The 14,848-nt window shown below is 37.7% G+C and carries 14 protein-coding genes; all 14 read right to left on the minus strand.

The window, feature by feature from the left end; genetic code table 11:
• The 14 genes from IPM62_05370 to IPM62_05435 all read right to left on the minus strand — a co-directional run bounded on the left by IPM62_05370 (position 1) and on the right by IPM62_05435 (position 14,848).
• Entirely contained in the window at positions 1-1,326 is a 1,326-nt protein-coding gene (locus tag IPM62_05370) for a recombinase family protein (GenBank protein ID QQS38781.1), read from the minus strand.
• Between the two features lie 69 nt (positions 1,327-1,395).
• Positions 1,396-3,588: a copper-translocating P-type ATPase gene (locus IPM62_05375; GenBank protein ID QQS39591.1), complete on the minus strand. Its 2,193-nt coding sequence runs from the start codon at positions 3,586-3,588 to the stop codon at positions 1,396-1,398.
• 78 nt (positions 3,589-3,666) lie between these two features.
• Positions 3,667-4,161: a PH domain-containing protein gene (locus IPM62_05380; GenBank protein ID QQS38782.1), complete on the minus strand. Its 495-nt coding sequence runs from the start codon at positions 4,159-4,161 to the stop codon at positions 3,667-3,669.
• Between the two features lie 223 nt (positions 4,162-4,384).
• Positions 4,385-5,995, minus strand: coding sequence for a multicopper oxidase family protein (locus tag IPM62_05385; protein QQS38783.1), 1,611 nt, complete (start codon positions 5,993-5,995; stop codon positions 4,385-4,387).
• Positions 5,988-6,461, minus strand: a complete 474-nt coding sequence (locus IPM62_05390) for a hypothetical protein (GenBank protein QQS38784.1) — start codon at positions 6,459-6,461, stop codon at positions 5,988-5,990. The genes IPM62_05385 and IPM62_05390 overlap by 8 nt, the downstream gene beginning before the upstream one ends.
• Positions 6,451-6,684: a heavy-metal-associated domain-containing protein gene (locus IPM62_05395; protein QQS38785.1), complete on the minus strand. Its 234-nt coding sequence runs from the start codon at positions 6,682-6,684 to the stop codon at positions 6,451-6,453. Before IPM62_05395 ends, IPM62_05390 begins: the two co-directional genes overlap by 11 nt.
• A gap of 5 nt (positions 6,685-6,689) precedes the next feature.
• Entirely contained in the window at positions 6,690-7,724 is a 1,035-nt protein-coding gene (locus tag IPM62_05400) for a sulfite exporter TauE/SafE family protein (GenBank protein ID QQS38786.1), read from the minus strand.
• A gap of 3 nt (positions 7,725-7,727) precedes the next feature.
• Positions 7,728-8,528, minus strand: coding sequence for a DsbA family protein (locus IPM62_05405; GenBank protein ID QQS38787.1), 801 nt, complete (start codon positions 8,526-8,528; stop codon positions 7,728-7,730).
• Between the two features lie 79 nt (positions 8,529-8,607).
• Positions 8,608-9,612 carry a M56 family metallopeptidase gene (locus tag IPM62_05410; GenBank protein ID QQS38788.1) on the minus strand — a complete coding sequence of 335 codons (1,005 nt, stop codon included), beginning with the start codon at positions 9,610-9,612 and terminating at the stop codon, positions 8,608-8,610.
• Positions 9,596-9,973: a BlaI/MecI/CopY family transcriptional regulator gene (locus tag IPM62_05415; protein QQS38789.1), complete on the minus strand. Its 378-nt coding sequence runs from the start codon at positions 9,971-9,973 to the stop codon at positions 9,596-9,598. The genes IPM62_05410 and IPM62_05415 overlap by 17 nt, the downstream gene beginning before the upstream one ends.
• Before the next feature lie 33 nt (positions 9,974-10,006).
• Positions 10,007-10,927, minus strand: a complete 921-nt coding sequence (locus tag IPM62_05420; protein QQS38790.1) for an alpha/beta fold hydrolase — start codon at positions 10,925-10,927, stop codon at positions 10,007-10,009.
• A gap of 10 nt (positions 10,928-10,937) precedes the next feature.
• Positions 10,938-11,657 carry a hypothetical protein gene (locus IPM62_05425; GenBank protein ID QQS38791.1) on the minus strand — a complete coding sequence of 240 codons (720 nt, stop codon included), beginning with the start codon at positions 11,655-11,657 and terminating at the stop codon, positions 10,938-10,940.
• A gap of 9 nt (positions 11,658-11,666) precedes the next feature.
• A complete protein-coding gene (locus IPM62_05430; protein QQS38792.1) occupies positions 11,667-12,566 on the minus strand; it encodes a hypothetical protein in 900 nt (299 codons plus the stop codon).
• Positions 12,567-12,568: 2 nt separating this feature from the next.
• Positions 12,569-14,848, minus strand: coding sequence for a copper-translocating P-type ATPase (locus IPM62_05435; protein QQS38793.1), 2,280 nt, complete (start codon positions 14,846-14,848; stop codon positions 12,569-12,571).

Here is a 14,848-nt window from a genome sequence, read left to right on the forward strand (position 1 = left end):
TTAAATTAACGGTACTGAGGTAACAGTTTCGTTGTGGATATAGAGTTGCCGATTTAATATATTCGTTACTTCTCGTTTTTCCAGCATCGTTCCATTTCTGAAAATGTAGTTCGCATAATCCATAAAGTGAACAGGCTTGTTTTCAGGGTTAATGTCTTGCGCCCACAAAATCTCATCTCGCATTTTCTTGTAAGATTCCATACTTTCTTTTATAAATAACTTAAAAGTAAATATCTGCGGATGCGCCATATACATGAAGTTTAGGTATCGTAATATTTGCTTTACTAGCTTTTCCTCTGTGAGATATGGTTCCGGGCAACCATACTTTTTCTGCCTCGTACAGTGATAGTAAATGTGATAGCGTGGTTCTCCATATTTTCGCTTTCTGTATCTATCTTCACCAATAACCAGTGAACCGCAACTCGCACATTTGAACAGTTCTTTGAAGGTAAAGGTTTTGCTACCCCATTTTGCTTTCTTTGGAGCTACAAGCTGTTTTTGTACTTGATCAAATAGCTCTTTGCTAATTAGTGGTTTATGTGACCCTTTGTACCAATTACCACTTCCGATAGGATACTCAAATTCTCCATAATAGAACGGGTTTTTAAGCATCAAGTAAATTTGACTGAGTGTTACTTTCTTTCCTGCTCTGGTTGTTAAACAAGAATCGAGCCACTTCTTGAGAGTTCTTCCGCTATCACCATTTTTCGCAACCCTTTCAAACATTTCTGTCACAAATGGTGCTCTTTCAGGATCAGGAATAATATCTTTTATGCCAGCCATGGCTCTATTGAAATAACCGATTGGCGGCATTCCCGGTCTCCATCCCATGTTACATTTCGCTCTGATACCTCTTTTTACATTTATTCCTTTCTGGTCATTCTCAAGTTTGGCTTGAGAGCAAAGGATCATAAGTAAAAACTTATCACTTGGGCTGTTTGAGAATGCTTGCGTGAATGTTTTAATGTGGATGAGTTTTCCGCCATCCATCATATCTACAAGCATTCCTAAATCTCCTGCATTCCTTGATAATCTATCTGGAGCCCATGTTAAAATCCCTGTGAACATTCCATTACGAAGATCATTGAGGAGCTGATTAAAGACTGGTCGCTGCCCCGAAAGTTTGGCTGAATGACTTTCTTTGCGAATCTCTTTGATAAATAGTCCTTCTTTTATCGCCATGTCATTCATTTCTTTGATTTGAGAGTCAATTGACATGGCTTGCCGTTCATCATCCTCAGTTGATTTTCGGGCATAGAGACAATATTCAACGGTCTGTACTTGCGGTAGAACTGCTTGCTGTAACAAGTTATTCTGGTAGTTCATATCAGGGAACAAGGTACCGCAACAATTAAGGGAAGTCCAGACGCAAAATACTATGAGGATTAATCTAAATTATACAGTTATAAGGTCTTTTTCTGACCTCTTCAATAGAACTGCATTTGTTGCAACGATAATTGAAGAGACACTCATCAAGAGTGCTGAAATTTCGGGTCTTAGTGAAATATTAAATGCAGGGTATAGAACACCTGCAGCAACAGGTATAGCTAAGACGTTATAAATTGATGCCCAAAAGAGATTTTGTTTCATTTTCCTTACCGTTGCTTTTGAAAGCCTAATCGCCCTGATAACATCAGCCGGATCTGACTTCATAAGAACGACCCTTGCAGTTTCTATTGCAACATCAGTCCCCGCACCAATAGCGATTCCTATATCTGCTTGAGCAAGTGCTGGGGCATCATTCACGCCATCTCCAACCATTGCGACAAATTTTCCTTCTTTTTGTAATTTCTTAACATAAGAAGCTTTATCCTCTGGCATTACATCCGCAAACACTCGCTTTATTCCAAGTTTTTTCGCTACTGCAAGAGCTGTGGTTTCATTATCTCCTGTAATCATAGCTGTTTCGATACCTAGCTCATTCATCCGATCAACTGCTTTTTTGGCATTTTCTTTAATAGGGTCAGCTGCACCAACAACGGCTTTTACTTGTCCGTTCACGGCAAGAACCATGATTGTTTGTCCACTTTTTAAAAATGACTGTATTTTAGTATCAAGTGGTGTAACATCAACATTATTTTCTCTCATGAGCTTTACCGTACCCACTAATACCTTTTTTCCTTCAATGACTGCCCGTACTCCTAAACCTGAAAGATTCTCAAATTTTTCAATTCTGGTTGGAAGCTTAATCTTTTTACTCTTCATTTCTTCAAGAACTGCATTTGCAAGTGGATGGCTCGACTTTGCTTCTGCAGCTCCAATAAGTTGCAAAGCCTCTTTATCACTGAAGCCCTTAACACTACTCATGCTTGTAATTTTAGGCTTACCCTCTGTTAACGTTCCCGTTTTATCAAGCACGACGGCTTGAATTTTTGATACCTGCTCAAGAGTGGGAGCATCTTTAATAAGAATGTTGTGCTTTGCTCCAAGTCCTGTCCCAACTGCAACAGCAGTAGGTGTTGCAAGTCCTAATGCATCAGGACAGGCGATTACGACAGCAGATATTGCAAAAGTAAGTGCAAAGAGTAAAGGCTGTCCTGCTATAAAATACCAGACGGCAAAAGTAAGTAGACCGCTTCCTACGGCAAGAATTACCAAATAACCAGCGAATTTATCGGCGATTTTTTGTCCAGGAGCTTTGGAGTTCTGTGCTGTTTCAACCATTTTTGCTATTTGTGAAAGAGCAGTATCTTCTCCTACTTTTGTTGCTTTGAACTGAACTGACCCTGATTGATTGATAGATCCCCCAATAACCTGATCTCCACTACTTTTAGCAACAGGTATAGATTCTCCTGTAACGAGGGATTCATCAATTGCCGTTTCACCTTCAATAATTTCACCATCAACAGGCACTTTATCACCAGGTTTTAATACTAATATATCTCCGATTTTTACCTCAGAAGTTGAAACCAACTCCTCTTTTCCATTTCTAAGGAGTCTTGCCTGGGGTGGAACTAAATTAAACAAAGCTTGGAGAGCGTCTGTCGTACCACGACGTGATTTCATCTCCATCCAATGTCCAAAGAGGACGAATGTAATAAGCATTGCTGCTGCTTCATAGAATGTTTCATGACTCCCAAGCAGGGTGAGTATCACACTGAAACCATACGCTGCTGTTATACCCACCGCGATAAGCACAGACATTCCTAGCCGTCGGGTTTTCAATTCATAGTAAGAAGAATACAAGAATAACCAGCCACCATAAAAGAAAACCGGTGTTGTTAGCAAAAAGAGAAGCCAGGGAATGGGAATTGGTGAGGGTAGGTTCCAATTAAACAGCATTCTACCCATTGAATATGCAAGGATAGGGATCGTTAAAATGAACGAGAAAAAGAACTTATTTCGTATATCCTCTTCCATGAGCTTTGCCATCTCACGTCCTGCTTTTCCTGTGTGATCCATACCCATTGTCATAGTCATGCTCATCTTTATTTTTTCCCAAAAGGACATATCATCAATGGGTTTCATTGTGTGCTCATGACTCATATGGCTTTCATGCATTCCATGTTTATCATTCTTTACTTCAACAAGTGCCATACCACATTTAGGACAAACACCAGGTTTGTCTTTTCTGACTTCAGGATGCATTGGACAGGAATATGTTTTGTTACTCATAACTATTTCTCAGCTGCATAATATATTTGTACTACTTATTGTAGTACACAGTCAAAAGGATTTTTTGAGAGCGTTTTCGTATTTATATGGATTAGAGATTCCTGTCAGGGTAACTTCACCTTGATACCCTCCTGAAGCACTTGTTTTTAATATAACATCTCCGTAGTTAAAAATCTTTCCTAATAAAGACTGGTGTGTTGTAATAGATCTAATGTTTTCGAAATGAAATACATCTTCTTCTGTGCTAAGTATTCCAGTTCTTTGTATTAAATGCTTATCTGTAAGAAAATAGGTATTATTGGCCCACTGCAAAATCACATAAGTAATGAGAAAAATTTCTAATATGATCTTTCCTATTTGTGTGATAAAGAGCATTACTGAAATGTGGTGATGGAAATCAAAAGGAATACCAAAGCCTAAATTAAGGAGATAAAATATAAGGCTGTAAAGAGAGTCTATAATAAACAGTATAAGTGCAAGTTTTAGAGTTAAAACAAAAATGCTTCCTCTTATTGGTTCGACATTATGTTCGTGTTCCCTCGTCATACCTTGATCTCTTTCCTTTTAATATTTGGCTTATACCTCTTTTCACCTATTGTAAACGTCATCATAATCGGGCATAGAAGAACTATTGTTAATAGTAATAGTACCGAAACATCAATAGATCTTTGAAAAAATAGAAAAGCTCCCATTGTCAAGACTACGATCCAAACAGGCCAAGATGTTTGGAGTTTTTTATTATTCAGATTATTTACACCTCCTCCACAATTTAGATTACTTCAAACTGTGACATCATTCCCGCTTCCATATGCTCAGGTATATGACAGTGAAGCACCCAGTCACCCGGATTATCCATCTCGACAAGTAGCTCTACAGTATCACCAGTTTGGATAAGAACTGTGTCTTTCCAGACTAAATTTTGATTAGGTACACCATTGGTATTAAGTACTAAGAAACGTTGTCCATGAACATGAATAGGGTGCTGCATTGGATGTGGTGCTTTTGGATCATTGATAAGTTTGAGTTTTATTTTGTCACCTTTTTTAAACTGCCATTTTATATCCATATTCTCCTGCCTAGTTTCTGTATCAACAAGTTTCCAGTTAATCATTTTTGTATCAGACATCACATTCATCTGACCCATATCATCTTCCCACTCAATCTTCTGAACCGTCCCGTCATTTAATGGCATTTCTTCATTACTCATCATTGATCCACCATGCATATTATGCATACCTTCATTATTTTCATTTTGCTGCATCATATTCCCCATCATTGATAACGTCATATTGAGTGTTTTATCTGCAGGCTTTGTAAAGAGTGGTCGAAGGGCTGTAAGAGAGTTGATAAAATCTTGATTTACTCTTGGAACAAGAAGATAAGATGTGGTAACTGGAGTAGTAGCAACAGCTACTGTGCCCAGTGTATACGTCTTTTCAGGTGTTTTATTAACTATCTGGAAATCTCCTGACTGTTCAAACCAGATTTCAACTATTGAGCGCTCAGATGGTCCTATTACAACTGTGTCCACCCATTCTTCTTTTTCATATTTCCCGTTATCTGCACCTACTAATCTCATTCGAGTGTTTGGAATTGAAAAGTTAAATACTCTGGTATTGGCAGCATTCGTAAGATATAAGCGGACTCGTTCACCTTGTTTTATAGATAGTTTGTACTTGTCATCACCATTAATAAGCATGGTATTTCCATATCTTCCCATCAGGGTGTGATTTGCTCCTGATTTACTAAAAGAGGCTATTTTGCCATTTTGAATGAGAATATCATCAAGAAACAGTGCTTCTTCCCGATCAACCTCTGCCCAATAATCTGACTGATTTGGTGTCACAACATAATTACCATATAACCCCAGCTCTTGAGCATAGTCTTCTCGAAGATGTGGATGATACCAATATATTCCTTCATCAGGAAACTTTATTTTATAAGTAAATGATTCACCGACTTTAATTGCTTCTTGGGTAACGTCCACTACGCCATCAAATTGATTATCAAGCCTTACTCCGTGTGAGTGGAGTGCTGTATCAACATCAGTGTCATTTTTAAAATTGAGAGTAATTTCTGAGCCTTGGTCTACTTTAATTAAAGGACCAGGAATTGAGCCATTATACGCAAGCATTTTGACTTCAGTGCCATTAATATTTTTTTTGACTATGCTTGCTGTCAAATCATAGGTATCACCATTTTTTAGCTCAACAACTCTTGATGCTTTTGCTTCAGGATAATTATTTACCTCTTTTGAATATTCTCCTGTCTTACTCGAACTTTCTCTTTGCTTCTGAGTATTTGAATACAAGTATATTCCTGCCCCCACAAGCACAATCCCAATAATAATCGCGGCTAGAACTTTTTGCATATTATTCATAACGAATTTCAATATTATCACCCTCCTTCATCATGTAATTTTCAAAATCAGTATTTTCCTTTCCATTGACAAGCATTTTAACTGTTCCATCTTGACCGTTTTTCTTATCTAAAATTGTTGTTGAGTTAAAGTCCTCCCCCCAAATTTTAAAGAAATTGCCAAGTTTTGTATCATCTTTCGTAACTACTCCCTGCGCTTCTATATGTACCACACCATCTTTTGCATCTGTATCGTGAGTATGAATCTTTTGATGCACTGCTCCAAGTCCAATATTAGCTGGAAGTTCTTGTTTCAGACCTTTAATAATAATCGTAAGCTTTGGATGCCAGTGCAACCCGTTGTTTGCTACTACCTGGTCAGGAGGGACAGATGATTCGCTACCTTTTGATAAAAAGAAAACTCCACCAATTAGTATAGATATTGTTAAAAGTGCTATTCCACCAATTACTCTCTTCTCAGTTGTCATAATCCTTACTGATTTCTGCATCATAGCTATCATCAAGTTTTTTAATTATAGAAATAATCTTATCTATTGAAATTTTCTCTGGATCAAAGGTAACCTCAGTTTGCTGCTTTGCATAGTTTGTTTTTGCTTCTTTAACCCCTTCAGTATCCTCAAGCTCACCATCTATATTCATAGCGCAGCTTGTACAATGCATACCAAATATATTTAGTTTTACTTTTTGCATATGTTTTATATTACGTTAATTGTTCCTCTATACATTCCCATACTGCACATGAACGGTATTTGTGTGCCTGGTTCATTTGGTGCGGTAAAGGTGACCGTATCAGTGTTTCCATTTGTGACGATTTTTTGGATATTGTACTTCGGTAGAGTAAACGCCTGTGCACATCCACCTCCACCATTATTTACTAACCGTAGAGTTACTTTGGAACCAGCCTTAACATTTATGTTGTTGGGATTATATCCATTGTTATCAATAGTAATTGTTGCATCAGTTACGGCAACTGCTGCCTGAGCAGTAGGAGAAAAATCTCCTTCGCAAAAGGTGAATGTGCAATAGAAATTTGACCACACATTATCGAGTGTCAGATTACTTCCAGTTAATGCTATCGCTCCATTAAGATTATATACAGCAAGAAGAATAAGTGCATACGCTGCTACTTTTAAAAACCGTTTATGCATTGCATCCCCGAGCCTCGTTGCGAGATACCCAAGTGTAAAAAAGACTGGAGAAGTTCCCAGTGTAAAAGCAGCAAGTATTGCAGCTCCATATACTGGGTTACCGGATGCAATCGCTAACGCCATCATTGCCTGTGTCGTCCCGCAGGGAATAAACACAGTAAACGCTCCAAGCATAGCAGGTGCAAAAATGCTATTACTTTTTGACTGGTTCCTCACGAGTTTTGTTAGAAACTTAGGTGGCTGGATAATAAAGTATCTGAATATCGGGTGTACATTTAAAAGATTCAATGCCGTCCCGATCATAAAGACTGCAACTGCAACCGTCATTATAATTTTCGCTGTAAGTGATAACTGAACAACTGAACCAAGCCAGCCAAGCAAGAAGCCAAGAATGGTATAAGCAATTACCTTCGCAATGAGAAAAGAAATGATAGGTAATGCGTTACCAGAATTTTTGGTTTTTTCTTTTAATTTTTCTTCTTCACGCTGCGCAATTGTTGTGGCTAGAAGACCTCCTTGCACAGCAAGGCAAGTAAGACCACCTGTAAAAAGTCCTGTTAAAAATATTGCCCACAAGTTCATAATTTATTGTAATTGTTTATCTATTTCTGCTTTAAATGTTGCAAACGGCATAGCACCCACAAGCGGCGTACCAGTAATAACCCCATCAGAAGTTGATTTACCTATAAAAAATGTTGGTGTGCCAGTTGCACCTACAGCTGCAGCATCTGCCAAATCTTTATCTACCTCGGCTTTATATTTATCTGAGTCAAGACATGATTGCAAAACTGAGCCATCTAGCCCTAGATCATTCGCGATAACTGATAACTGATCAAGTGCTAGCCCTGTTCCATTTGAGGTTGTTTTGGTAAATATTGCATCATGGTATTTGAAGTATGCTTCATCTCCTCCTTGTTCTCTTGCACACTCAGCAGCCTGTGCTTCTTTATGAGCATTTGCGTGGAAGCTTAATGGTAAATCTCGAACAACATACTTTACTTTACCTGTATCGATGTATTCTTTTTTAATTTGTGAGAATGTCTCATCATAATATCGTTTACAGAATGGACATTCATAATCTGTAAAGTCTATTAGAGTAACCTTTGCATTTTTATCACCAAGTACAGGATCATCATCAATTGAAACTTGTTTTGGAGTGGTGTCCTCCGGAGGAGCTTGTTGAGGCGGGACTTGCTGTGCTGCACCTTGTGCGTTTGCAGTTGCTCCTTTTGCTAAAGCCCCACCTTTTTCTAAGTACTGCATCTTTGTCCAAAGAGACCCAATTAGGAAGGATGCAACCATTAAAGCAGCTATCAACAATAGTTGTGTTTTATTCAACTTTGGAACTCGTAACGTTATGTATTTATTTTCTGTTTGTTCAGCCATAATATAGCTAATAACTACCTACTACATATTGTAGTAGTATTACTTTAGGAATGTCAAGGGTAAAAAATATTAGAGGCTACTAATGTGTTGGGGTATATGGTTGTGATGCGTTTGGTTGATTTACTTCAGTATTTGGTATTTCAGAATAAAACTTATTTAAACTTTTTTCACTTGCGCATGAATTCATACACGCCCCATCTGCGCACAACATCATAACATCATGTTCTTCGTGATGAAGCTCTTTAGCGTGTACCGGCACAACAAAGATTGTTGCAAGAATAAGTGAAGAAAATACTGTGATTAGTAGATGTTTTAATTTAAACTGTTTTTTAACAAATGGTTTATCCACTAATGAGTAAATTCTTGGCTCTAGAGTATCATGATCGGCAATTGCAGCAACAGGCACTGACTGAACAGTTGGGAAAGCAAGTAGTTTTTTGAGGGCGGATATAAGTGCGTAATGATTACCCAGCCTTTTAACGGCATATTGGTCAGCAGCGATCTCCCGATCAATTCTGTATTTTGTGATGAGATCACCTACAAGTGGGAAGAAGGGGAAGAGCGAATGAGCGACTGAGGCAACTATCATAGTAAATGTATCCCTGTTCTCTAAGTGGTATTGTTCATGCAGAAGTACTGCCTCAACTTCTTTTACTGACAGTTGAGATAATAAACCAGTTGATATGTAAATTTTAGTAGTTCTGATTCCTAGACAAAATGCGAAGTGTTTACTTGATTTTACTAAGCTTACCTTATCTTGCAACCCAAGGTGCATGATAAGTTTATCGATCTTTTGGTTAGCAAAGACATTACCTCCTAATTTATATTTCAGAAATTGTACTTTGATATATAAAATCAAAAATTTTATGATTGAGATCGTTAAAATAATAAAAAGGAACGCAAAAGGAATAATACTGAGATAATAGGGAATTGGAACCATATTTGCCTCTATTAGTAATGACTGACAGTAATATGTAACGTGACCTAAAAGCGGAGAAAACTTTTGAAGCGTGTAAAATAAAAGCGTTCCCAATAAAAGAAATAACCCTGAAAATAAGGCAAGATTTTTATTTATTTTTATCATACTCGTCAAGAACTTCTAAAAAATACTTTCTCTTTTTTTCCGGCAGTTTATCAATACTATCCGCAAATGAAGCGATTGCAGTATCACCAAAAGAGCTAATGAAGTTCTTTAAGAACGATTGAGCTACATTTTTAGTATATTTTCCTTTTGAAATCTTAGGAGAGTAAATATGCCCAGCAGTATTTTCTTTTCGAGTTAGGAGACCTTTATCGAAGAGTCTTTGTAGAATTGTTGCAACTGTAGTGTATGCAAGCTTTTTATCTGTCTCAAGTTTATTAAGTACATCTCGTGCTGAACAATTTTTGCACTCCCATACAATATCCATTATCTGCTGCTCAAGCTCACCAAGAGAAGGTTTCATACTACATATTGTAGCAGGTTAGATTAATAATCACTACTTCAGATGCTTGTTATAAAAGTCCAAGGTTCTCTCCGAGATTAAATCCCACCCTAAATTCCTAAAGTTATGATCTTGTCCTTCATATTCAAAGTACTCAAGTTGCTTTCCTTCTTTTTTTAATGCGTCTGAAAGTATAATACTTGTCTCAGGATCAACTTCTGTGTCAGATAGGCCTTGATGAAGACTTATTGGAGTTTTATTCTTTGTAAGATTACTCATGAGAGAGTTATCCGAAGAATGACCACCACCAAGTGTTGGTGCCCAGAGAACTAAAGCTTTAATTGCATCAGTAGCTTCAACAGTTCGCAATGAAGTTTCTCCACCCATACTATGCCCCCACATACCTACTCGGTTTGCATCTCCTTTTTCAATATTCTTGACCGATGCGAGTAAATTGAGTACGTCTATGGCGTATTCCGGTTGATGCCCTCCACCTTGTCCTTCAGACTTTCCATGTCCCCGATAGTCTGATGCCAAAGTTATGTAGCCATTGTTTGCCAGTATAGTTGCCATTCCATTTGTTCCATCTCCAGTCTGAAACGTTTGAGTGTCATAGTAACCGTGATTGAGAAGAATTACAGGAAAAGGTCCGATCCCTTCGGGTATATTCATAGCTGCATAAATCTTAAGGTTATCAGATGTGTAAGAAATGATATATGGAGTAAAGTTAGATTCATTAGGAAGCACTTCTTCAATTTTTATTTCTCCACCATTAAACTCTCTCTTTCGTAAACCCTCAATAAAGGATCGATCCTTGTCACTATCATTTTCTAGCAATTGATCACGCTCTGTATTTATATTTTGCGAAATGCCTATTTGCTGATTTGAGACAGGGAAGCTTTGTCTTTGCCATAGAATAAATGCTCCTATTCCAAAGATTAATATAACAGCTAAAATTATTAACTTTCTATTCATAACAACTTATTTAATGGCTCGACCATCTAAGGCTTTTTGTTTCTTCATTGTTATTTTGGTTTTTAACTTCATTAGTGCTTATTGAAATAAGAAACATTTTATTATTTGTCTGGTTTCTCGCATAAAGTTTTGTTCCCTCAGCAGATAGAGCAAGTTGGTGAGGTTTACTTTCGGGAGGCAGTTGTATTAAATCAACTTTATAGGTACTTGTGTTAATTTTATATATCGCGTTACCAGTTTCTGCTGAAGTATAAGCGTATTTACCATCTGGTGAAATTATCAAGTCAGTCAACCCTAACTGCATGCCTATGTTTAATCTCTTTGCAACATTATGTGTCTGAGTATCAACAACAAATATTTGATCGGAAGTCATCAATAAATGAATATGTTCGAGACTTTCCTTACTTATTGCTTGAAACTGTTCTTCAGGTGCAGTTGCTGTTAGCCAAATTTGTTTTTTATCAGGTATCAGAGTAATATTATGAGGAGTAAATTTAATAGTAAATTCTCCTTCTTTTGCAGATAAGTCGATTGCGGTTATTTCTTTCTTGTTCTGTCTTCCCAATACTATTACTTTTCCTTCCCTTACTTTATACTCTTTTTTCTCTATATTTTGAGAATTATTTGCTTGTTGATTGGAAGAAGAGAAATTGGTCTTTCGCCACAGAATCAATCCTCCAACAGCTATAATGACTAAAAGAGCCAAAATTCCTATATTTCTTAGGTTCATAAATAACAATTACCGAACTTTGTTCCATGAGTTACCACCATCTAAACTTTTATAAATACTATTTTTCTCAGTTAATGTATATAACATTTCAGGACTTTGTTTATTAAAAGCTATAAATAATGGTGTTTCATCATTAAATGTTTCGCTCAATTTTTCCCAATTTTTACCACTATCATTACTCCGAGCTAGTCCATTCATTTCAGAAAAAGATAATAACTTTTGTGAATCCTGGGGATGAATAGTCACGACCGATACAAATCCATCCAATAATGTACTCCAATCAGCTCCTTTATTTACACTGATCATCAACCCCTGTGGAGTTGCTGCATAGACTATGCTCTCATCTTTAGGATCAGCAGCAAGATTAATAATTGGATAGGTGCTAGTTGATGCAACTTCCCATGTCTTACCTTGATCTATGCTTCGCTGCAACATACCGTTATACCAACCATAAACAAGATTAGAATTTGCTGGGCTTATTGTCATTGCATGGAAATCAGCCGGACCTTGTATACCATCTGATACTTTATTCCAAGTGAACCCCCCGTCTACGGATTTTTGAAAGCCAATATTACCTCCTGTGCTAGGGTGTCCACTACTAAAAAGCACTTTAGGATCGCTCGGATGAGGGGTAAATCCCATATAGTCATCTTGAGTAGTTCCCACTCTATTTAACTCTTTATCATTGGTCAGAACGAGCAAACCATGATGAGTCGCAATATATACTCTACTTGGATCAGCAACATCAACCGCTAAACCATGTCCATGAGTTATTTCATCAACCTGAGTTATCTCTTTTGATACATTTTCAGTTTCTTTCTTTGGTGAATTATTGCCCTCCTGTCGAAATAGTACGAAAAATCCAACAATAGCTATCAAGACGAAACCTATTAAAATAATCTTATTCATTTTCATATTTTATACCTTTTCAAGAGAAGTGAATTGGTTACAACTGAAACACTGCTAAAAGCCATTGCTGCACCAGCGATTGCAGGATTAAGCATAATACCAATGAATGGGTATAGCGCTCCCGCTGCTACTGGGATTCCTACAACATTATAAAAGAAGGCCCAGAAAAGGTTCTGTTTGATTACTTTCATTGTTGTGCGAGCAAGCCTTATGGCTTTGGGTAGTTTGGAAATGTGACCGCCAAGTAGGGTAATACCAGCAGATTCGATAGCTACATCTGTTCCTGTTCCCATAGCAACTCCTACATCCGCAGTTGCCAAAGCTGGCGCATCATTTATACCATCTCCAACCATTGCTACTTTATACCCTTCGTCCTGTAGCTTCTTGACTTCATTAGCCTTATCCCCAGGGAGCACTTCAGCAATCACCCGATCGATTCCTACCTGTTTCGCAATGTACTCTGCAGTACGTCTGTTATCTCCTGTTAACATGGCAACTTTGATACCCAGCTTATGAAGGGCAGCTACCGCTTCCTGCGCATCATCTTTAATAGTATCGGCAATCGCAATATACGCAAGAATTGTTTTTTTAGTTGCAAAAATTACTGGTGTTTTTCCTTGTGAAGTTAATTTTTTGATATGATTAGTGTCTACCGTTAATCCCAGGTCATCTGCTAGTTTAAGATTTCCGGCAAAGTAATGAGTTCCAGTAATCGTTCCTTCAAGACCTTTTCCTTCCAACGCTTTAAAATTAGAAACAGATAAGAAATTAATCCTCTCATCTTTAGCTCTTCCTACTACTGCCTGGGCTAATGGATGTTCTGATTGTTTCTCTAATGACGCAAGCAGCTGTAATATCTTTTTCTGTGCTATATTCGAAGTCACCTTTATGTCAGTCACTGAGGGCGTTCCATTTGTTATTGTCCCTGTTTTATCCATGACAACAAAGTTAACACTCTGGAATTTTTCAAGACTTTCTGCATTTTTGATAAGAATTCCATTCTGTGCTGCTTTGCCAACTCCAACAATAACAGCAGTAGGTGTGGCAAGACCCATCGCACACGGACAGGCAATAACAAGAATACCGACAAAACTAATTAGGCCAAGTGAGAGACTTTGCGAAAAAGGCATAAATTGAGAACCTACAATAGTCCATAGAAAAAGCATGACTACTGCAAAGACCAGAACAATCGGCACAAATATTCCTGATACTTGATCAGCTATTCTTTCTATCGGTGCTTTAGAACCCTGTGCTGACTCAACCATTTTGATAATTTGGGATAGTACTGTCTGCCCACCAACCTGGGTTGCCCTCATCTGAAACGCACCATGTTTGTTAATTGTGGCTCCAATTACTGTGTCCCCAACAGTTTTATCTACCGGTATGGGTTCACCAGTAATCATAGATTCATCAATTGAGGATTTACCAGAACTAATCTCTCCATCAACCGGAATTTTTTGACCTGGTTTGACAATTATGGTGTCTCCGACAACAACCTGCCCAATTGGAAGCTCTATTTCTTCTCCATCACGGACTACAACTGCAAATTTTGCCGCAAGTCCTAAGAGTTTTTCAATTGCCTCACCAGTCTTTAGTTTTGATTTTGCTTCAAGGTATTTACCTAATGTGATGAACCCGATAACAACAATGGTAACATCATAATATAGTCCTTCAGGAGCGTTTAAGAGTGACTTTATTTCAGGAAAAAGAAGCATGATACTACTATAGAAATACGCAACTAGTGTACCAATTCCGACCAATGTATCCATATTTGCAGCTCTATATTTAATAAAACGTACAACACCATTTATAAATGGTCTTCCTATCCAAAACATGACAGGAGTCGCCAGTATAAATGATGCTCTGTTGAACGCATCCATCGAAAGAGGGAAGGTGGGAAGGAATGCCACACTATGTGCAAGAATTTCCCAAAGCATTAGAAGAAAAACCACTGCAGCAATCGGCATGACAAAAGCTGTTTTCTGTCTCATTTCTTCAAGTTCTTTAAGCTTCTGGTCTTTCGCCTGATTTTCTGAAGTAATTTGTGGATACTCGGAAGATTTGCCAACTTCAGTATCGTTGAGCGTATATCCAAGCTTACTAACTTGCTCATTCATTTGAGGCAAATCAACTTTTGTTGCGTCAAATGCTACTTCTGCCTTTTCTGTACCGAAATTAACAGCGCACGTTGAAACACCATCGAGCTTTTCAAGTTTTCTTTTAATGATATTTGCACATGATGCGCAGTGCATTCCCTTAACCTGAAATGTTTTTGTTTCCAT

The sequence above is a fragment of the Candidatus Woesebacteria bacterium genome (assembly GCA_016700095.1).
Classification (GTDB): Bacteria; Patescibacteriota; Microgenomatia; order UBA8517; family UBA8517.